The organism is Streptomyces sp. NPDC041135, from assembly GCF_055592085.1.
Genome location: NZ_JBVIYZ010000006.1, coordinates 144,188 through 163,515, shown reverse-complemented (window position 1 = coordinate 163,515; position 19,328 = coordinate 144,188). Strand labels below are relative to the sequence as shown.

Sequence of the window (19,328 nt, the reverse complement as noted above, 5' to 3'; positions counted from 1 at the left end):
CCACGACACCCGAGGAGATCACCATGTCGAAGCCCCCGCTGCCGCCCGAGGCCGAGGAACTGCTGCGCCGCCCCAACCCCTGCGTCATGGCCACCGTGCGCTCCGACGGGACGCCCGTCACCACGGCCACCTGGTACCTGTGGCAGGACGGACGCGCGCTGCTCAGCCTGGACGAGGGCCGGGTGCGGCTGAAGCACCTGCGCCGGGACCCGCGGGTCAGCCTCACCGTGCTGGCCGGCGACGACTGGTACACCCACGTCACCCTCGTCGGGCGGGTCGCCGAACTGCGCGACGACGAGGGCCTGACCGACATCGACCGCCTCTCCGAGCACTACACGGGCAAGCCCTACCCGGAGCGCGAGCGAGCCCGTGTCAGCGCCTGGATCGAGGTCGAGCGCTGGCACGGCTGGGGCGCGCACCGGGACAGCGACCAGGCGTCGACGTGACGCGCGGTGCGTCCGGGAGCACCCTGGAATGAGCCGGGACGCAGCGGCCAGAGGAGGTGTTCGTCATGGTGCACACCATTGTGGGATGGCACGTCGAGCTGGAGTTCGCGGAGGACATGGAGCACACGCGCGCGGTGGCCATGGTGCGGCTGCCCGACGGCAGTGAGGTACGGGCGCACGGCCACGCCAGCCGCCACCACTCCGACTCCTTCCAGCCCCGGGTCGGTGAGGAGATCGCCGGTGCGCGCGCCCTCAACGACCTGGCCATGCGGCTGCTGGAGAAGGCGCACGGCGAGATCGACGCGGAGTCCGGCCGCGTCTCGCACCCGATCAACGTGTGAGCGACGGGTGAGCGGCGTGCGGCCGGACCCGCTGCCGCACACCGGCGGACCCGCGGACGCGTGGACGCACGGACACGTGGACTCGTAGAGACCCGTTACCCGCAGGCTCAGGCGATCGCCGTGCGCACCGCCCGCACCAGCGCCTGCGCCCGCGGGTCCGCCGTCACGCCGGTGCGGAAGCCGTTGGTGACATAGCCGAAGGCGATGCCCGCCTCCGGGTCGGCGAAGGCCAGCGCGCCGCCGCGCCCCGGATGCCCGAAGGAGGCGGGGGACAGCAGCGGGGAGGCGCTGCCGTGCAGCATGTAACCGAGGCCGAAGCGGGTGCCGACCACCAGGACCCGGTCCGGCCCCGCGGACCGCTCGGCGCGGGCCAGCTCCAGGGTCCCCGGGGTGAACAGGCGCCGGCCGCCGTCCACCTCGCCGATGAGCGAGGCGTAGAAGCGGGCCAGGCCGTCGGCGGTGGCGATGCCGTTGGAGGCGGGCAGGCAGGCCGCGCGGTAGGCGGGGTCGTTCTCGTCGGGCAGCGGGGTGATCGCGGCGAAGGCGCGGCGCGTCAGTGACTCCGGGTCGGCGTAGGCCTCGGCGACCGAGCGCTTGGGGCGGGTCCGCAGCGTGCCGCCGCCCTCGGGCACCGCGACGGGGCCCACCCGGCCCGCGCGCGCCGCGACCGGCTCCGGCAGGCCGAGCCAGAGGTCGGCGCCGACCGGTCCGGCGATCTCCTCGGCGATCCACTCGCCCATCGGCCGCCCGGTCACCCGGCGCACCAGCTCGCCGGTGAGCCAGCTGTAGGTCTGCGCGTGGTAGCCGTGGGCGGTGCCCGGTTCCCACGCCGGGGCCTGGGCCGCCACGGCCGCGGCGCCGACATCGGGATCGGCGGCCTCCCGCGGCGTCAGCGGGCGGTCCAGCACCGGCACCCCGGCCCGGTGGGCGAGCAGGTGCCGTACCAGCGTCCGCTCCTTGCCCGCCGCCTTGTACTGCGGCCAGTACTCGCTCACCGGCGCGTCCAGGTCCAGCCGCCCGCGCTGGTGCAGGAGCAGCAGGACGGCGGCGGCGACGCCCTTGGTCGCGGACCGGACGATCTGCGCGGTGTCCCGGGTCCAGGGGGCCGTGCCGTCCACGTCCCGGGTGCCGGCCCACAGGTCGACGACCTTGCGCCCGTGCCGGTAGACGGCCACGGCGGCGCCCCGGTCGCCGAGCAGTTCGAAGTTGGCGGCGAACGCCTCCCTGACCGGCTCGAAGCCCCCGGCCACCGTGCCGTTCACGTCCACGCCCGCACTTCCCTCCGGTTCGCCTGCGACGGTGGGGGCAACATCCCCCTCCGGCCTGCGATTCCCGGGTGCCGCCGCCCTGGCGGGATCGTTACCGAGGCGTTGCCGCGCCCCCGGCCGCCGGCGCCGCTCCCGGTACCGCGCGCGGGTCGAAGCCGAACGGCAGCTCCAGCCGGTGGCCGCGCATCAGCGCCTCGTCGGCCAGCAGCTCACCGGTGGGGCCGTCGGCCGCGATCACGCCGTCGCTCAGGATCAGCGCGCGCGGGCACAGCTCCAGCGCGTAGGGCAGGTCGTGCGTGACCATCAGGACCGTCACGTCGAGGGAGCGCAGGATGTCGGCCAGTTCGCGGCGGGAGGCCGGGTCGAGGTTGGAGGAGGGCTCGTCCAGGACGAGGATCTCCGGCTCCATGGCGAGGACGGTCGCGACGGCCACCCGGCGGCGCTGGCCGAAGGAGAGGTGGTGCGGCGGGCGCCCGGCGAACTCCTGCATGCCGACCAGTTCCAGCGCCGTGCGCACCCGCTCCTCCAGCGCGGCCCCCTTCAGGCCGGCCGCGGCCGGGCCGAACGCCACGTCCTCCCGCACGGTCGGCATGAACAGCTGGTCGTCGGGGTCCTGGAAGACGATGCCGACCTTCTGCCGGATCTCCGCCATGTGCCTGCGGCCGACCGGCAGCCCGGCCACGGTCACCGTGCCGGTGCCGCCGCCCAGGATGCCGTTGAGGTGCAGCACCAGGGTCGTCTTGCCGGCGCCGTTCGGGCCGAGCAGCGCGACCCGTTCGCCGCGCGCGATGCGGAAGTCGACGCCGAACAGGGCCTGGTGCCCGTCGGGGTAGGCGAAGGCCAGGCCGGCCACTTCGAGCGAAGGTGTCATAGGACCCATCCCAGCAGACAGACGACGAGGGCGGCGAAGGGGAGGGCGAGGGCGTACGACCACTGCGCCCGGGAGGCGGTCACCTCGTCGATCACCGGCATGGAACCGGCGTACCCCCGGCTGACCATGGCCAGGTGCACGCGCTCCCCGCGTTCGTAGGAGCGGATGAACAGCGCGCCGGCGGACTTGGCGAGCACGCCCCAGTGGCGCACGCCCCGGGCCTCGAAGCCGCGTGACTCACGCGCGATGCGCATGCGGCGCATCTCGTCGGTGATGACGTCGCCGTAGCGGATCATGAAGGACGCGATCTGCACCAGCAGCGGCGGCAGCCGCAGGCGTTGCAGGCCGAGCAGGAGTTCGCGCAGTTCGGTGGTGGAGGCGAGCAGCACGGAGGCGGCGACGCCGAGGGTGCCCTTGGCGAGCACGTTCCAGGCGCCCCACAGCCCGCCGACGCTCAGCGACAGGCCGAGCACGTCGGTCCGCTCGCCCTCCGCCACGAACGGCATGAGCACCGCGAACGCGACGAACGGCACCTCGATCAGCAGCCGCTTCAGCAGGAACCCGGCGGGCACGCGCGCGAGGCCGGCGACACCCGCGAGCAGGCCGGCGTACAGCGCGAACGCCCACATCGCCTCCCTCGGCGTCGACACGACGACGACCACGAAGGCGAGGGCCGCGGCGAGCTTGGTGTGCGGCGGCAGGGCGTGCACGGGCGAGTGCCCGTGCCGGTACAGCCGGTGCGCGTGCCCCGCTCCCATCTCAGGCGACCTGGGAGGAGCCGGGCCCCGCCGCGCCGCGGCGCCTGCGCACGGCCCAGAAGACGGTGCTGCCCGCGACGGCGGTGACGCCGACGCCGATCACGCCCGCGAGGCCGCCGGAGAGCCGGGCGTCGGCGATGTCCCGGACGCCGTAGCCGGCCAGCGGGGAGCCGGAGGCGTGGTGCTTCCCGGCCTTCTGGTCGATGCCCTGGTCGTGGGCGACCTTCTCCAGGCCGTCGGGGCTGGCGGAGGCGTAGAAGCTGACGAACCCGGCGAGCACCAGGGAGGTGACCAGGCCGCTGACCCACAGGGTGCGGCGCGAGGTGCGGGCGGCGGCGGGCGCCGCGGCGGGGGCGGGCGCGGCGCTGGGAGCGTCGACCAGTTCGCCGTTGACCCGCAGCTTCAGCCGCTGCTCCAGGCCGCGGGCGCCGTGGACCAGGTCGGGCCGGACGGCGATGACGGCGCCGACGGTGAGCGCGGTGATCGCGGCCTCGCCGATGCCGATGAGCACGTGGACGCCGATCATCGCGGTCGCCACCTTGCCGAGGGCGACGTCGGTGGTGCCGCCGACGGCGTAGATGAGGGTGAAGGCGCAGGCCGCGGCCGGTACGGAGACCAGGGCGGCGACGAAGGCGGCCACGGACACCGACCGGCGCCTGCGGGGCAGCACCTTGAGCAGGAGCTGGAAGACGGCGTACGCCACGACCGTGGTGACGATCGCCATGTCGGTGATGTTGACGCCGAGCGCGGTCAGCCCGCCGTCGGCGAACAGGATGCCCTGCATGAGCAGCACCACGGACACGCACAGCACCCCGGTGTACGGGCCGACGAGTATCGCGGCCAGCGCGCCGCCCAGCAGATGTCCGCTGGTCCCGGCCGCCACCGGGAAGTTCAGCATCTGCACGGCGAAGATGAAGGCCGCCACCAGACCGGCCAGCGGGGCGGTGCGTTCGTCGAGTTCGCGCCGGGCACCGCGCAGGCTCACGGCGAGGGCGCCGGCGGCGACCACCGCGGTGACCGCGGAGGTGGGGGCGTTGATGAATCCGTCAGGTACGTGCACCGTACGATTCTAGAGGGTTGTTGCGAACGGCTTGCAAGAGAGACGTGGTCTCGCCCTGGAATCAGGACATAAGCCGCTGGAGGGCACATTCTGGAATATGTGCGACATTGGAAGGAGCGGTCTCACAGTCTTCGCACAGGTGACGCAACGTGAGAGGGTCGTACGATGTCTGTAGTCGAGCAGTACGCGCGGGCCCACATCGTCACGGACGAGGAAGACCCGGGAGCCGTCCCCGTCATGTTGCGCTACGACCCCGACGCCGACCCCCGGTCGGTCCACATCGGCCTGCCCGGACCGCACGAGTGGACCTGCTCCCGGGCCCTGCTGGAGAAGGGGCTGCGGGCGCCGGCCGAGAGCGGTGACGTCAGGGTCTGGCCGTGCGGACGCGTGCAGGCGGTGGTGGAGTTCCACTCCGACCACGGCGTCTCGGTGGTGCAGTTCGAGTCCAAGGCGCTGATGCGTTTCCTGCGCCGCACGTACCTGGCGGGCGAGCCCGTGGTCGCCGAGCGCCGCTGAGCGCCGTCCCGCCGCCGCGGTGCCCTCGGCAAAGCGGCCTCGGCGCCGCTCAGCCGCCCGCCCGCAGCAGCGCCGCCACGATCGGGCCCGCCGTGTCGCCGCCGTGGCCGCCCGCCTGGACGACGCCGGCGCCGGCGAGGTCGCCGCGGTAGGCGGTGAACCAGCCGTCGGGCTTCTTCTGGCCGTCGACCTCCGCCGAGCCGGTCTTGGCGCCGTAGTCGGGACCGAGCCCGGACATGGCCTCCGCGGCGGTGCCGTACGCGGCGGTGTACCGCATCAGCTCCCGCAGCTGCGCGAGCGTCGCGCCGGACATCCTGCGGGACGCGGTGGCCGTCGCCCGGTGGTCGACCGACGGGGAGACCAGGTAGGGCTGGCGGAAGACGCCGGTGCGCACGGTGGCGGCGACCGACGCCATGTTCAGCGGGTTCATCCGCACCCCGCCCTGGCCGATCAGGGAGGCCGCCTTCTGGGCCGCCGACTGCACCGGCACCGAGCCGTCGACGGTGGGCACGCCGATCGCCCAGTTGTTCATCGACAGCCCGAAGACCTGCTGGGCCTGGCGGGTCAGGTCGTCGTCCGCGAGCTTCTTCGCCTGGGTGATGAAGGCCGTGTTGCAGGAGCGGGCGAAGCTCGCCTCGAACGTGCCGCCCTTGATCTGGAAGTCGTCGTCGTTGTGGAAGGTCCAGCCGCCGTACTTGGCCGTCTTCGGGCAGGGATGCGGCTTGTCCGCCGACGCCAGGCCCTTCTCGATCAGCAGCGACGACGTGATGACCTTCATGGTGGAGCCGGGCGCCAGGGAGCCCTGGAAGGCCGTGTTGAAGCCGTGGCCGGTGTTCGCGACCGCGAGGATCTCGCCGGTCGAGGGCCGCAGCAGCACCACCGACGCCCGTGCCCGCCTGGCCACCTGCCGCTCGGCGAGCGCCTGGAGGGCGGGGCTCAGCGTCGTGCGCACCGTGCCCGGCGTGCCCTTGGTCAGCTCCACCAGCGTCCTGTCGGACAGCTTCGCCGCCTTGGACGCCTTGCCGCGCACCACCCGCAGCTCCACGCCCGCCGTGCCGCCCGCCGTCCGGCCGAACTTCTCCCGCAGCCCGTCCAGCACCGTGCCCAGCGACGGGTACGCCGCCGCCGTGAGCACGCCGCCGTGCCGGTCCAGGGCGGTGACCGGCGGGGTGCCGGAGGCGCCGGTGACCAGGGTGTCGCCGTCCTTCAGGTCGGGGTGGACGACGGAGGCGTGCCAGTCGACCAGCGGCGTGCCGTCGCTCGCCCGCCGCACGACGGTGAGGGCGCTCGTGTAGGCGAGCGGCTTGCGGACGCCGTGGTAGGACACCGTGGCGCGGACGGAGAAGGGGACCCTGGCGCCGGTGCGGGGGCCGGCGGTGAGGGTGACGTCCCGGAGGTGGGCGTCCTTGGTGTAGCCGGTGAGCAGCGCGGTCGCGGCGGCGGAGTCGTCGGTGGTGGCCGCCGCGCGGGCGGGGCTGCCCTGCTGCCAGGCGGTCAGGAAGCGCCGGGCGGTGGTCGTCACCTCGGTCGCGGACAGCGGGCCGGACGGGACCGCCTCGCGGCCGGCGGACCCCGGCCGCTCGTCGGCCGACGCGCCGCCGCCGTACAGCGCCCAGACGCCGGCCCCGGCGCCCACGACGACGACGGCGATCATCCCGCCCAGTACGGCGGGCCCGGTCTTCCGCCGCCCGGCGACGCGCCTTCTCTTGCCCACAGCCTCAGTTCCTCCGTGCTCCGCCCGGGGACCCCGCAGCCCCCGCGGCACCGTGCCGCCCTCACGTGCCGGACGACGGCACCCACCCTAGGGGCTGTCCGGCCACTCCCGAGTCCAGTCCCGCGGGGGTTCCGGCGGGGGTGTCCGCGGGGGGTTCCTGCGGTGGTTCCCGCGAAAGTCCCTCCGGGGTGACGTCAGCCGGCGTTCCGCAGCACGCTCGCGACGATCGGCCCGGCCGCGTCGACGCCGTGGCCGCCGTCCTGGGTCATGGCGGCCGCCGCCACGTCGTTGCGGTAGCCGGTGAACCAGCTGTTGGACCTCTCCTGCCCGTCGACCTCCGCCGAGCCGGTCTTCGCGCCGATGCTGCCGCTCAGCCCGGCCATCACACCGGCCGCGGTGCCGCTGGTCGCGGTGCGGTTCATCATCGAGCGCAGCTGGGCGACCGTACCGGCGGACAGGCCGCGGGCGGTGGCCAGCCGGCGGCCGTCCAGCCGCTGCGGCACGATCACCGGCTGGCGGAAGGTGCCGGTGAGGGCGGTCGCCGTCACCGACGCCATGTTCAGCGGGCTCAGCTGCACCTGGCCCTGGCCGATCAGGTCGGCGGCCGTGTCCGGGCCGCCGGAGGCGGGGACGTGGCCGTCGAAGGAGGGGACGCCGACGTTCCAGTCGTCCCGCCCCAGCCCGAACCGGTCCTCGGCCTCCTTGGTGAGGGAGTCCACCTTCACCTCGTCCGCGAACTTCACGAACGCCGTGTTGCAGGAGCGGGCGAAGCTGTCGGAGAGGGTGGCGTTCCCGTCCGGGGCCAGACCCTTGAGGTTGCTGAAGGTCTGGCTCTGCCAGACGGCGGTCGGCGGGCACGGCGCCGGGCCGTTCGCGCTGGTGAGCCCGGTGTCGATGAGGGTGGCGGCGCTGACGATCTTCATCGTGGAGCCGGGTGCCAGCTCGCCCAGGAAGGCGGCGTCGAAGCCGTCCTGGCGATGGTTGGCGACGGCGAGCACCTCGCCGGTGCTGGGCTTGACGGCCACGACGGACGACTCCGCGTACCGGCTCACGGCCGCCTCCGCCGCGGCCTGCGCGCTCGCGCTGAGCGTGGTCCGCAGCCGGCCCGTCCGGCCCTCGGTGAGGGTCAGCAGCGGGGTGTCGCTGCCGCCGTCCTCCTCCGTGCCCTGGGCGTCGCCGTGCCTGATCACCAGCTCGACGCCGGCCCGGCCGCCCGCCTTGCCGCCGTAGCGGCCGCGCAGTTCGTCCAGGACGGGCCCCAGGGACGGGTACTTCTCCTTCGTCAGGACCTTCCCGTCCCGGTCCACGGCCTCGATCGGCGCGGCCGCCGACGCGCCGGTGACGAGGGTGTCACCGGTGCGCAGCCGCGGATGCACCACGGAGGGCTGCCAGTCGACCAGCGGCCGGTGGGTGGTCTCCCCGCGCACGACCGTCAGCCGGCTGCGGTAGCGCAGCGGCTTCGACGTCCCGCCGTACGACACCGTCGCCCGGACCGTGAACGGCACGGTGGCCCCGTCGGCCGCGCCCGGGCTGACGTGCACCCCGGTGATGTGCGCCGCGCCGCCGTACGCCACGAGCAGGTCCTTCGCGGCCTCGGGGAAGTTGGTGTACGACGCCGCGGTCGCCGCGTCGCCCTTCTCCCAGGCGGCGAAGAACGCGCCCGTGGTCTCCTCGACCTCGTCACCGCTGGGCGGCCCGGTCCGCACGGCAGCGGACCCGCCGGACCCGTCGTCGCGCAGCGCCGACAGGACGTTGTAGGCGCCGTATCCCGCCCCGCCCAGCAGGGCCGCGCACACCCCGCCGACGACCGCGGCCTTCACCCCGTTGCGCATCCCGCGCTTCCCCTCCCGAGTCCCCGTAGCCACCCACCGCGCTTTATGAACGCGTTCAAAACCGGATGGCGGTTGCACTTTAGTGCGGAACTGGGGCGCCTGTGAACGCAGTTGCGGATAGTTGTCCGAACGTAGCCGTCGCCCCCCACGGACGCATCGGTCCGAAAGGGTCGGGACCGGGAAGCGGCACGGGAAGCGGCCGCACTACACCCACGTATCCAGCCACATCCGCGACCGCCAGCTGTCGATCGGGATGGCCGTCCCCGTGTACAGGGGCCAGAAGTAGATGAAGTTCCAGGCGATCAGCAGGACCAGGACGCCCGCGCCGGAGGCGCCGATCACGCGGCGGGTGTCGCTGGAGCCGCGGGGGCCGATGATCGCGCCGATCAGCATGGCCACCGCGAGGCAGAGGAAGGGGACGAAGACGACGGCGTAGAAGAGGAAGATCGTGCGCTGCTGGTAGTGGAACCAGGGCAGGTAGCCGGCCGCGATGCCGCAGGCGATGGCACCGGCCCGCCAGTCGCGCCGCAGCAGCCAGCGCCACAGCACGTACAGGATCGCGAAGCAGGCCGCCCACCACAGCAGCGGCGTGCCGATGGCGAGCACCTCGCGGGCGCACTTCTGGCCCGCGTCCGCCGGGCAGCCGTCGACGCCGGGCGAGGGGGACTCGTAGAAGTAGGACACCGGGCGGCCCAGCACGATCCAGCTCCACGGGTTGGACTGGTAGGTGTGCGGGGACGACAGGTGGACGTGGAAGTTGAAGACCTCGTGCTCGTAGTGCCACAGGCTGCGCAGCCAGTCCGGCAGGAAGGACCAGGTGCCGCCCCGGCCGTCGGTCGCCGCCCAGTTGCGGTAGTAGCCGCCCGAGCCGTCGGAGGGGGAGAGGATCCAGCCGGTCCAGGACAGCAGGTACACGACGACGGCGACCGGCACCGTGGCGAGGAAGGCGAGGCCGGTGTCCTTGAGCAGGACCGCCGCGTAGGGGTACTGTGCGCCGGCCACCCGGCGGGCGCCGACGTCCCACAGCAGCGTCAGCACGCAGAACGCGACCAGGATGTAGAGGCCGTTCCACTTGGTGCCGACGGCGAGGCCCAGCATCACCCCGGCCAGCCAGCGCCAGGGCCGCAGGCCGAGCCGCAGGGTGCCGGCGACGTGCGCGTCCGGGCGGACCCGGCCGTCGGCGTCCACGGGCAGCGCGGCGGCCAGCCGGGCGCGGGCGCGGTCCCGGTCGACGACCAGACAGCCGAAGGCCGCCAGCACGAAGAACATCAGCACCCCGTCCAGCAGCGAGGTGCGGCTCATCACGAAGTGCAGGCCGTCCACCGCCATCAGCGCGCCCGCCAGGCAGCCCAGGAACGTGGAGCGGAACATCCGGCGCCCGATCCGGCACAGCAGCAGCACGCTGAGCGTGCCGAGCAGCGCCGTCATGAACCGCCAGCCGAAGGGATCGAGCCCGAACATCAGCTCGCCGAGCCCGATGACGTACTTGCCGACCGGCGGATGCACCACGTAGGCGGCGTCGGTGGGGATGCCGACGTGCGCGTGCGGCTGGGCGATCAGGGTGTTGACATCCTTGACCTTGTCCCAGTTCACCTCGTAACCGCGGTGGACGAGCGCCCAGGCGTCCTTGGCGTAGTACGTCTCGTCGAATATCACCGCCTTCGGGCTGCCCAGGTTCCAGAACCGCATCAGGCCCGCCATCAGCGTCACCAGCAGCGGCCCGCCCCAGCCCGACCAGCGGGTGATCCGCTCGGCGAGGACCGGTGGCACGCCGAGCACCTGCCACAGCCGGGAACTCGGCTCGGTGTACGGCGGCACCAGCCGGTCGCGCACGTCGCCCCCGGTGTCCGGGGCACCGGCGGGCGCCGGGGGCGCCGTCGGGTAGCCGAAGCGGCGCAGCCGCTGCTGCCACGACGGCTGCCGGTCGTGCGGCGCCTGGCCCTGCCGGGTGTCCGTGGAGGACGCGGTACTGGTCACTGCGCCATCGTAGGGAACCGCGCTGTGTGAGTCCCGTGATGGGCGCTACCGATGGGTGAGGCGTCCCGGCTTTTCGCCGCCCGCCGCGCTCCTGGGAGGATGGGGGCGTGACTGGAACCCTCGTCCTCGCAGGCACCCCCATCGGCGACATCTCCGACGCCCCGCCGCGGCTCGCGACGGAGCTGGCCGGCGCCGACGTCGTCGCCGCCGAGGACACCCGGCGGCTGCGCCGGCTCACCCAGGCGCTGGGCGTGGCGCCCGCGGGACGCGTGGTGTCCTACTTCGAGGGCAACGAGGCCGCGCGCACGCCCGAACTGGTCGAGGAACTGGCCGGCGGGGCGCGGGTGCTGCTGGTCACCGACGCCGGGATGCCGTCGGTCTCCGACCCGGGCTACCGGCTGGTGGCGGCCGCCGTGGAGCGGGGCATCCGCGTCACCGCGGTGCCCGGGCCGTCCGCCGTCCTGACCGCGCTCGCCCTGTCCGGCCTGCCCGTGGACCGGTTCTGCTTCGAGGGCTTCCTGCCCCGCAAGGCCGGCGAGCGGCTCTCGCGGCTGCGCGAGTCGGCGGGCGAGCGGCGCACCCTCGTCTACTTCGAGGCCCCGCACCGGCTCGACGACACCCTCGCCGCCATGGCCGAGGTCTTCGGGGCGGAGCGGCGCGCCGCCGTCTGCCGGGAACTGACCAAGACCTACGAGGAGATCCGCCGCGGTCCGCTCGCGGAGCTGGCGCGGTGGGCCGCCGAGGGGGTGCGCGGGGAGATCACCGTCGTCGTGGAGGGCGCCCCGGAGCGCGGTCCGCAGGAGCTGGACGCCGCGGAACTCGTGCGGCGGGTGCGCACGCGCGAGGAGGCGGGCGAGCGCCGCAAGGAGGCGATCGCGGCGGTGGCGGCGGAGGCGGGTCTGCAGAAGCGGGTCGTCTTCGACGCGGTGGTGGCGGCGAAGAACGCGGACACCGCGCGCTAGCCCGCCTCACTGGTCCGGGGTCGCGAAAGGGTCCACTGGGCCCATTTGGCTGCATAAGGTGCACAGGTCCGGGTGCCCGGGGCGCGGGGTCCGCGTGCGGCCGAGCGGCTGCTGTGACCCCTGGGGCACATACCCTCTGAGCAGGGCGCTTCTCCCATGAGCGCGCGCCCCATGGGCGGGCAAAAGGCGGTCTCCGAAGGCAAAGCCCCCACCCCGCGGCCGGCCCCCTTCGGCAAGGAAGGCCCAAATCGCCTCCAACAGTCGACAGGACTGCTGCGCCCGCCGCGCGGGAGGCGTCCACTGGTCGAAGGGACACACCCGTCCCGCGCTTCCGAGCGGATTCCGGGGGAATGCCGTCCGGCAGCGCCTGTCCAGCGGACAACAGGAGCTGGCATGAGCGAGATCACAGGGCACACCGGCGGCCGCGGCACGGCGGCCGCGGTCGTGCGGGAGTCGTACTCCTTCGCCTGCATGCGCTGCGGGCACGGCTGGGAGCAGTCGTACGAGATAGAGCACCACCGGGACGCCGACGACCACGCGTTCGTCCGGTACGTGGCCGACGGCGAGGTGGTGCCGTCCCCGCTGAGCCGGCCGACGTGCCAGAACTGCGAGGGCCACCTCGTGCGGATCATGCGCCCGGGCCAGGTGTCCTCGGTGCGCGGCGCGGCGGAGCGGCGGCACCGGGACGCGGCGCAGGCCGGCCCCGTGGCGGCGCCCGCGACGGTGACCGGGGCGACCGGAGAACCGGGGGCGGGGGCCGGGGAGCGTCACCACTGGCACCTGTCCGACCTGCTGCACCCCTTCCACCGCAAGGCCGGCTGAACCGGGCGCCCGGCCGCGCCGGCATGCTCCTTCCGTAGGATCGGGACATGCCTTCGAACGCCGGCGAGAACGCCGCAGCCCGTGCCGACAAGAACGCGGCACCGCCGCTCCCGGAGCCGCTCCGGGTGCCCGTCGCCGACTCCCACACCCACCTCGACATGCAGTCCGGCACGGTCGGGGAAGGCCTGGCGAAGGCCGCGTCGGTGGGCGTGACGACGGTCGTGCAGGTCGGCTGCGACGTCAAGGGCTCGCAGTGGGCCGCCGAGACGGCGGCGGCCCACGACAGCGTCCACGCGGCCGTCGCCCTGCATCCCAACGAGGCTCCCCGCATCGTCCACGGCGATCCCGACGGCTGGTCCCGGCAGGGCGCCCGGCGGCCGGGCGGCGACGCCGCGCTGGACGAGGCGCTCGCCGAGATCGACCGGCTGGCCCGGCTGCCGCAGGTCAGGGCCATCGGTGAGACCGGCCTCGACCACTTCCGCACCGGCCCCGAGGGCATGGCCGCGCAGGAGCGGTCCTTCCGCGCCCACATCGAGATCGCCAAGCGGCACGGCAAGGCCCTGGTCATCCACGACCGGGACGCGCACGCCGACGTCCTGCGCGTGCTGAAGGAGGAGGGCGCCCCCGAGCGCACCGTCTTCCACTGCTACTCGGGCGACGCCGCGATGGCCGGCGTCTGCGCCCGCGAGGGCTACTACATGTCCTTCGCCGGCAACGTCACCTTCAAGAACGCCCAGCACCTGCGCGACGCCCTCGCCGTGGCCCCGCTGGAACTCGTCCTGGTGGAGACCGACGCGCCCTTCCTCACCCCGGCGCCGTACCGCGGGCGGCCCAACGCTCCCTACCTGATCCCGGTCACCGTGCGCGCCATGGCCGCCGTGCGCGGCATCGACGAGGACGCGATGGCCTCGGCCCTGAGCGCGAACACCGCACGCGCCTTCGACTACTGAGGCGGGTGAGGCGACAGCGTGTAGTCGCGTCGCTTTGGAGAGTGACGTCCGCTCCGCTAGGTTCTGGGGGCCCGATCCGGACCCCTCTGGCTCCCTGGAGCGTGTCGGCGTGAGGAACCCGCAGTACGAGACGGACGAAACCTACGAGGCGTACGGGGCGTACGGGGCCTACGGCGCCCGCGAGGTGTACGAGCCCCCGTACGGTCTCGCGCACGAGCCCGCGCCCGAGCCGGTGTACGGGCCCGGCGCGCCGGCGTACGGCACCCACAGCACCTACGGGACCTACGCGGCCCTCGGGGCCCTCGCGGCCGGGACGGCCCACCGCCCGCACCGCCCCGAGGCGCCCCACACCCCCTACGACCTGCACACCGCGCGGACACTGCCGTACGGGGTGCGGGAGACGTACGACCGGCAGGACGGGCACGGCGGTCAGGGCGGGCACGGCGGACGGGACGCGGGCGGCGGGTACGGCGGCGGGTACGCCGACACCTACCGGCCCGCCTACGAGGAGCGGACGGTCCCGCCGCGGGAGCCGGGCAGACGCGCGGCGCGCCGGCGCAGGACGCGGTACGACGGGCGCCCGGACTCCGCCGTACGCCGGCTGCTGCCGCAGGCGCTGGTCGTCGCCTTCCTCGCCGGCGGTACCACCGCGTTCGTCGCCGAGGACAAGGCGGTCGAGCTGAGCGTCGAGGGCCGGCCGCGCACCCTGCACACCTTCGCCGACGACGTCAGCGAACTGCTGGCCGAGGAGGGCGTGCGGGTGGGCGCGCACGACATGGTCGCGCCCGCTCCCGGCACGGCGCTCGCCGCCGGCGACGAGATCGCCGTGCGTTACGGGCGCCCCGTGCGGCTCACCCTGGACGGTGAACGCCGCGAGGTGTGGACGACGGCCCGCACCGTGGACGGCGCGCTCAGCCAGCTCGGGGTGCGCGCGGAGGGCGCGTATCTGTCCACCTCGCGCTCCCAGGGCATCGGGCGCTCCGGGCTCGCCCTCGACGTGCGCACCGAGCGCGCCGTCACGATCATGGCCGACGGCCGCGCCCGCACCATCCGCACCAACGCGGCGACCGTCCGCGAGGCGGTGGCGGAGGCCGGGATCACCCTGCACGGCCAGGACACCACCTCCGTGCCGCTCTCCGGCTTCCCGCGCGACGGGCAGACGGTGACCGTGCTGCGGGTGACCGGCGGCAAGGAGGTCCGCGAGGAGCAGATCCCCTTCCTGGTGCGCCGCACCGCCGACCCGTCGCTCGTCCGGGGCACCGAGGTCGTCGACCAGCCCGGGCAGTCCGGGCTGCGCCGGGTCACCTATCTCGTGCGGACCGTCAACGGGGTCCGGCAGCGGCCGCGGCGGGAGGGGTCCGAGCTGGTGCGGGAGCCGCGCACCCAGGTCGTGAAGGTGGGCACCAAGCCGCCGCCCACGTCCACGCAGGGCGCCGACCACCTGAACTGGCGGGGCCTGGCCGCCTGCGAGTCGGGCGGCCGGCCGCACGCCGTGGACCCCTCGGGGACCTACGGCGGGCTGTACCAGTTCGACACGCGCACCTGGCACAGCCTCGGGGGCCGCGGCCGCCCGCAGGACGCGCCGGCGGCGGAGCAGACGATGCGGGCGAAGAAGCTGTACCTGCGCCGCGGCTCGAGCCCCTGGCCGCACTGCGGGGCCCGGCTGCACGGCTGACCGGGACCGGCGCCGCGCGACCGGGCGAGGGGGCCGCGCGCCGCCCCGTACCCTTGTCCCGTGAGCAGCCCCATCCCCGACGCCCTCCTCGGCCCCGCCGACATCCGTGAACTGGCCGCAGCGCTCGGTGTACGACCCACCAAGCAGCGCGGCCAGAACTTCGTGATCGACGCGAACACGGTCCGCCGTATCGTCCGCACCGCGGGGGTCCGTCCCGACGACGTGGTCGTCGAGGTCGGTCCCGGGCTGGGGTCCCTGACGCTCGCGCTGCTGGAGGCCGCCGACCGGGTCACCGCCGTCGAGATCGACGACGTCCTGGCCGGCGCGCTGCCCGCGACCGTCGCGGCGCGCATGCCCGCGCGCGCGGACCGCTTCGCGCTGGTCCACTCGGACGCCATGCACGTCACCGCGCTGCCCGGGCCCGCCCCGACGGCGCTGGTGGCCAACCTGCCCTACAACGTGGCCGTGCCCGTGCTGCTGCACATGCTGGAGACCTTCCCCAGCATCGAACGGACGCTGGTCATGGTGCAGTCCGAGGTGGCCGACCGGCTCGCCGCGCCGCCCGGCTCGAAGGTGTACGGCGTGCCGTCCGTCAAGGCCAACTGGTACGCCGAGGTGAAACGGGCCGGGGCCATCGGGCGCAGCGTCTTCTGGCCCGCGCCGAACGTCGACAGCGGCCTGGTCTCGCTGGTCCGGCGCGCCGAGCCGATCCCGACGACCGCCTCCCGTCAGCAGGTCTTCGCGGTGGTGGACGCGGCCTTCGCGCAGCGCCGCAAGACGCTGCGGGCCGCGCTGGCCGGCTGGGCCGGGTCGGCGGCGGCCGCCGAGGAGGCGCTGGTCGCCGCCGGGGTGTCGCCGCAGGCGCGCGGGGAGTCGCTGACGGTGCAGGAGTTCGCCCGCATCGCCGAGCACGGAGCAGGGCCGCGGGAGCCCCGGCGCGGCGCCCACACCGACCGCGTCCGCCCCGCCGGACGCGCCCCGCACGCGGAGAGCGCCCCGCACGCCGAGACCGGCCGGCACGCCGAGGCCGTTGACGGCGTCCAGCACGCCGAGCCGGTCGAGCCGGTCGAGGAAGTCGAGCACGAGGAGCCCGGTCAGCAGTGAGCGTCACGGTCCGCGTCCCCGCCAAGGTCAACGTCCAGCTCGCGGTGGGCGCCGCCCGCCCCGACGGGTTCCACGACCTGGCCAACGTCTTCCTCGCCGTCGGCCTGTACGACGAGGTCACCGTCACCCCGGCCGGTGAACTGCGCGTCACCTGCGAGGGCCCGGACGCCGCCCAGGTCCCGCTGGACCGGAGCAACCTCGCCGCCCGCGCGGCCCTCGCGCTCGCCGGACGCCGCGGCATCGAACCGGCCGTGCACATCCACATCGCCAAGGACATCCCGGTGGCCGGCGGGATGGCGGGCGGCAGCGCGGACGGCGCGGGCGCCCTGCTCGCGTGCGACGCCCTGTGGCGGACCGGCGCCTCCCGCGCGGAACTCCTCGGCATCTGCGCCGACCTCGGCAGCGACGTGCCGTTCAGCCTGGTGGGCGGCGCCGCCCTGGGCACCGGGCGGGGCGAGCGGCTGACCGCGCTGGACGTCGGCGGCACCTTCCACTGGGTGTTCGCGATGGCCGGGCGCGGGCTGTCCACCCCGGCCGTCTTCCGCGAGTTCGACCGGCTCGCCGCGGGACGCGACATCCCCGCGCCCGTCGCCTCACGCGTCCTGCTCGACGCCCTCGCCGCGGGCGACCCCGACGCGCTCGCCGCCGCCGTCTCCAACGACCTCCAGCCGGCCGCGCTGTCCCTCTTCCCGGAACTCGCCGCCACCCTCGCCGCGGGCCGCGCCGCCGGTGCCCTCGCCGCCCTGGTCTCCGGCTCGGGCCCCACCACGGCGTTCCTGGTCCGCGACCCCGCCTCGGCGGCCGAGGTCGCCGCGGCGCTGCGGGCCTCGGGGACCTGCCGCACGGTGCGCACGGCGGCCTCGCCCGCGCCCGGCGCCACCGTCCTCACCCCGGCGCACGACACGGGCGTACCCGCCGGAGCCTGACCCCGGACGCGGACCTCAGACCGCCGCCGGGGCGTCCCGTCGTCCACAGGTGTCCGCGTCCCGGGTCCGGCGCGCATTAGGCTGGGAGGCTGACCGTCCCCGTGCGCAGGAGTGAAATGGCCGTCAACCTCGTCAATGTCGAGAACGTCAGCAAGGTCTACGGCACCCGTGCCCTGCTGGACGGCGTCTCGCTCGGCGTGTCGGAGGGCGACCGGATCGGTGTGGTCGGCCGCAACGGCGACGGGAAGACCACCCTGATCCGGATGCTCGCCAAGGTGGAGGACACCGACACCGGGCGGGTCACGCACTCCGGCGGGCTGCGCCTGGGGGTGCTGACCCAGCACGACTCGCTCGACCCCGCCGCCACCGTGCGCCACGAGGTCATCGGCGACATGGCCGACCACGAGTGGGCCGGCAACTCCAAGGTCAGGGACGTGCTGACCGGGCTGTTCGGCGGCCTGGACCTGCCGGGCTTCCCCAAGGGCCTCGACACCGTCATCGGGCCGCTGTCCGGCGGCGAGCGGCGCCGGATCGCGCTCGCCAAGCTGCTCATCGAGGAACAGGACCTCGTCGTCCTCGACGAGCCCACCAACCACCTCGACGTCGAGGGCATCTCCTGGCTGGCCCGGCACCTGCGCGAGCGACGCTCGGCGCTGGTCTGCGTCACCCACGACCGGTGGTTCCTCGACCAGGTCTGCACCCGCATGTGGGACGTGCAGCGCGGCACCGTGTACGAGTACGAGGGCGGTTACTCCGACTACGTCTTCGCCCGCGCCGAGCGCGAGCGCATCGCCGCCACCGAGGAGACCAAGCGGCAGAACCTGGTCCGCAAGGAGCTGGCCTGGCTGCGGCGCGGGGCGCCCGCGCGCACGTCCAAGCCGCGCTTCCGCGTCGAGGCCGCCAACGAGCTGATCGCGGACGTGCCGCCGCCCCGCGACAGCAGCGAGCTGATGAAGTTCGCCTCCTCCCGGCTCGGCAGGACCGTGTTCGACCTGGAGGACATCACCGTCCAGGCCGGACCCAAGGTGCTGCTCAAGCACGTCACCTGGCAGCTCGGCCCCGGCGACCGCATCGGCCTGGTCGGGGTGAACGGCGCCGGCAAGACCTCCCTGCTGCGGGCCATGGCCGAGGCGGCGCGGACCGAGGGCGAGGCGCAGCCCGCGGGCGGGCGGATCGCCGTGGGCCGGACCGTGAAGCTCGCCTACCTCTCCCAGGAGGTGAGCGAACTGAACCCGGCGCTGCGGGTCCTGGAGGCCGTCCAGCAGGTGCGCGAGCGCGTCGACCTGGGCAAGGGCCGGGAGATGACCGCCGGGCAGCTGTGCGAGACGTTCGGCTTCAGCAAGGAGAAGCAGTGGACGCCGGTCGGGGACCTCTCGGGCGGTGAGCGGCGCCGTCTCCAGCTGCTGCGGCTGCTCATGGACGAGCCCAACGTCCTCTTCCTGGACGAGCCCACCAACGACCTCGACATCGAGACCCTCACCCAGCTCGAGGACGTCCTCGACGGCTGGCCCGGCTCGATGATCGTCATCTCCCACGACCGGTTCTTCGTCGAGCGCACCACCGACCGCGTGTACGCCCTCCTCGGCGACGGCACCCTGCGGATGCTGCCGCGCGGCATCGACGAGTACCTGGAGCGGCGCCGGCGCATGGAGGAGGCGGTGGCCGCCACCACGGCCGCCGCGGCCCCCCGGCCGGCCGTCGCCGAGAAGAGCGCCGCCGACCAGCGCGCCGCGAAGAAGGAACTCCAGAAGATCGAGCGCCAGCTGGACAAGGTCTCCGAGAAGGAGTCCGCGCTGCACGCCCGGATCGCCGAGCACGCCACCGACTTCGCCAAGGTCGCCGAACTCGACGCCCAGCTGCGGGAGCTGACCGGGGAGCGCGAGGAACTGGAGCTGCGCTGGCTGGAGCTGGCCGAGGACGCGTAGCGCATCCGGGGCGCGCACGGCAGGCGCGCACGGCGTGAATCGATCGTGCGCAACTGCCGTGCGCGCCCCGCGTGAAGGGGGCGTGAAGGCGCGTAACGGGTCCATCACGGGCCGGTTCTCCCTTGGGAACAGCCGGGGAACCGACCCGCTGCGCTGTCGGTGCCGGGTGATACAAAGAGCC

General features: G+C 74.2%; 16 protein-coding genes and 1 pseudogene. 10 read left to right on the top strand and 7 right to left on the bottom strand.

From position 1 onward, the window contains the following. Nucleotides 1-23 precede the first annotated feature (23 nt). Nucleotides 24-446, top strand: coding sequence for a PPOX class F420-dependent oxidoreductase (locus ACZ6CZ_RS16490; protein ID WP_469020904.1), 423 nt, complete (start codon nt 24-26; stop codon nt 444-446). A 65-nt stretch (nt 447-511) separates the two neighbouring features. Then, nucleotides 512-787: a DUF1876 domain-containing protein gene (locus ACZ6CZ_RS16485; RefSeq protein ID WP_469020902.1), complete on the top strand. Its 276-nt coding sequence runs from the start codon at nt 512-514 to the stop codon at nt 785-787. A gap of 107 nt (nt 788-894) precedes the next feature. Here ACZ6CZ_RS16485 and ACZ6CZ_RS16480 read toward each other — a convergent pair whose 3' ends face one another. The 4 genes from ACZ6CZ_RS16480 to ACZ6CZ_RS16465 form a co-directional block, all read right to left on the bottom strand. Next, on the bottom strand, nt 895-2,055 hold the full coding sequence (locus ACZ6CZ_RS16480) for a serine hydrolase domain-containing protein (protein ID WP_469020900.1): 1,161 nt from the start codon (nt 2,053-2,055) through the stop codon (nt 895-897). Nucleotides 2,056-2,146: 91 nt separating this feature from the next. Next, a complete protein-coding gene (locus tag ACZ6CZ_RS16475) occupies nt 2,147-2,935 on the bottom strand; it encodes an energy-coupling factor ABC transporter ATP-binding protein (RefSeq protein WP_469020897.1) in 789 nt (262 codons plus the stop codon). Further along, the gene (gene cbiQ, locus ACZ6CZ_RS16470; RefSeq protein ID WP_469020894.1) at nt 2,923-3,684 is read right to left on the bottom strand and encodes a cobalt ECF transporter T component CbiQ; all 762 of its coding nucleotides are present in this window, start codon (nt 3,682-3,684) and stop codon (nt 2,923-2,925) included. The genes ACZ6CZ_RS16475 and cbiQ overlap by 13 nt, the downstream gene beginning before the upstream one ends. A gap of 1 nt (nt 3,685) precedes the next feature. Beyond that, complete coding sequence (locus ACZ6CZ_RS16465) at nt 3,686-4,744, bottom strand: energy-coupling factor ABC transporter permease (RefSeq protein WP_469020892.1); 1,059 nt, start codon at nt 4,742-4,744, stop codon at nt 3,686-3,688. Between the two features lie 165 nt (nt 4,745-4,909). On the opposite strand from ACZ6CZ_RS16465, the gene ACZ6CZ_RS16460 reads away from it, so the two are divergent. Further along, the gene (locus tag ACZ6CZ_RS16460; RefSeq protein ID WP_469020890.1) at nt 4,910-5,260 is read left to right on the top strand and encodes an SsgA family sporulation/cell division regulator; all 351 of its coding nucleotides are present in this window, start codon (nt 4,910-4,912) and stop codon (nt 5,258-5,260) included. Nucleotides 5,261-5,309: 49 nt separating this feature from the next. Here the strand turns inward: ACZ6CZ_RS16460 and ACZ6CZ_RS16455 are convergent, their stop codons facing one another. The 3 genes from ACZ6CZ_RS16455 to ACZ6CZ_RS16445 form a co-directional block, all read right to left on the bottom strand. Beyond that, nucleotides 5,310-6,974, bottom strand: coding sequence for a penicillin-binding transpeptidase domain-containing protein (locus ACZ6CZ_RS16455; protein WP_469020887.1), 1,665 nt, complete (start codon nt 6,972-6,974; stop codon nt 5,310-5,312). A gap of 194 nt (nt 6,975-7,168) precedes the next feature. Beyond that, a complete protein-coding gene (locus tag ACZ6CZ_RS16450; protein WP_469020885.1) occupies nt 7,169-8,806 on the bottom strand; it encodes a penicillin-binding transpeptidase domain-containing protein in 1,638 nt (545 codons plus the stop codon). A gap of 204 nt (nt 8,807-9,010) precedes the next feature. Beyond that, nucleotides 9,011-10,783 carry a dolichyl-phosphate-mannose--protein mannosyltransferase gene (locus ACZ6CZ_RS16445; protein ID WP_469020883.1) on the bottom strand — a complete coding sequence of 591 codons (1,773 nt, stop codon included), beginning with the start codon at nt 10,781-10,783 and terminating at the stop codon, nt 9,011-9,013. Nucleotides 10,784-10,890: 107 nt separating this feature from the next. Here ACZ6CZ_RS16445 and rsmI point away from each other — a divergent pair, with 107 nt between their 5' ends. The 7 genes and pseudogenes from rsmI (at nt 10,891) to ACZ6CZ_RS16410 (ending at nt 19,147) form a co-directional block, all read left to right on the top strand. Next, on the top strand, nt 10,891-11,745 hold the full coding sequence (gene rsmI / locus ACZ6CZ_RS16440) for a 16S rRNA (cytidine(1402)-2'-O)-methyltransferase (RefSeq protein ID WP_469020881.1): 855 nt from the start codon (nt 10,891-10,893) through the stop codon (nt 11,743-11,745). 393 nt (nt 11,746-12,138) lie between these two features. Further along, on the top strand, nt 12,139-12,567 hold the full coding sequence (locus ACZ6CZ_RS16435) for a hypothetical protein (protein WP_469020879.1): 429 nt from the start codon (nt 12,139-12,141) through the stop codon (nt 12,565-12,567). Nucleotides 12,568-12,614: 47 nt separating this feature from the next. Beyond that, the gene (locus ACZ6CZ_RS16430; protein ID WP_469020877.1) at nt 12,615-13,517 is read left to right on the top strand and encodes a TatD family hydrolase; all 903 of its coding nucleotides are present in this window, start codon (nt 12,615-12,617) and stop codon (nt 13,515-13,517) included. A 109-nt stretch (nt 13,518-13,626) separates the two neighbouring features. Further along, nucleotides 13,627-15,192 carry a ubiquitin-like domain-containing protein gene (locus tag ACZ6CZ_RS16425; protein WP_469020875.1) on the top strand — a complete coding sequence of 522 codons (1,566 nt, stop codon included), beginning with the start codon at nt 13,627-13,629 and terminating at the stop codon, nt 15,190-15,192. A gap of 60 nt (nt 15,193-15,252) precedes the next feature. Then, nucleotides 15,253-16,104 (top strand): annotated as a pseudogene (rsmA, locus tag ACZ6CZ_RS16420) (16S rRNA (adenine(1518)-N(6)/adenine(1519)-N(6))-dimethyltransferase RsmA); the annotation flags it as partial. Between the two features lie 188 nt (nt 16,105-16,292). Then, a complete protein-coding gene (locus tag ACZ6CZ_RS16415; protein WP_469020872.1) occupies nt 16,293-17,222 on the top strand; it encodes a 4-(cytidine 5'-diphospho)-2-C-methyl-D-erythritol kinase in 930 nt (309 codons plus the stop codon). A gap of 116 nt (nt 17,223-17,338) precedes the next feature. Beyond that, nucleotides 17,339-19,147, top strand: coding sequence for an ABC-F family ATP-binding cassette domain-containing protein (locus ACZ6CZ_RS16410; RefSeq protein ID WP_469020870.1), 1,809 nt, complete (start codon nt 17,339-17,341; stop codon nt 19,145-19,147). Nucleotides 19,148-19,328: the final 181 nt, after the last annotated feature.

Bases quoted from the DNA above. Each gene is read 5' to 3' on its own strand.
- ACZ6CZ_RS16430 (WP_469020877.1), top strand. From the start codon at position 12,615: ATGCCTTCGAACGCCGGCGAGAACGCCGCAGCCCGTGCCGACAAGAAC.
- ACZ6CZ_RS16485 (WP_469020902.1), top strand. From the start codon at position 512: ATGGTGCACACCATTGTGGGATGGCACGTCGAGCTGGAGTTCGCGGAG.
- ACZ6CZ_RS16490 (WP_469020904.1), top strand. From the start codon at position 24: ATGTCGAAGCCCCCGCTGCCGCCCGAGGCCGAGGAACTGCTGCGCCGC.
- ACZ6CZ_RS16410 (WP_469020870.1), top strand. From the start codon at position 17,339: ATGGCCGTCAACCTCGTCAATGTCGAGAACGTCAGCAAGGTCTACGGC.
- ACZ6CZ_RS16475 (WP_469020897.1), bottom strand. From the start codon at position 2,935: ATGGGTCCTATGACACCTTCGCTCGAAGTGGCCGGCCTGGCCTTCGCC.
- ACZ6CZ_RS16435 (WP_469020879.1), top strand. From the start codon at position 12,139: ATGAGCGAGATCACAGGGCACACCGGCGGCCGCGGCACGGCGGCCGCG.
- ACZ6CZ_RS16450 (WP_469020885.1), bottom strand. From the start codon at position 8,806: ATGCGCAACGGGGTGAAGGCCGCGGTCGTCGGCGGGGTGTGCGCGGCC.
- ACZ6CZ_RS16460 (WP_469020890.1), top strand. From the start codon at position 4,910: ATGTCTGTAGTCGAGCAGTACGCGCGGGCCCACATCGTCACGGACGAG.
- cbiQ (WP_469020894.1), bottom strand. From the start codon at position 3,684: ATGGGAGCGGGGCACGCGCACCGGCTGTACCGGCACGGGCACTCGCCC.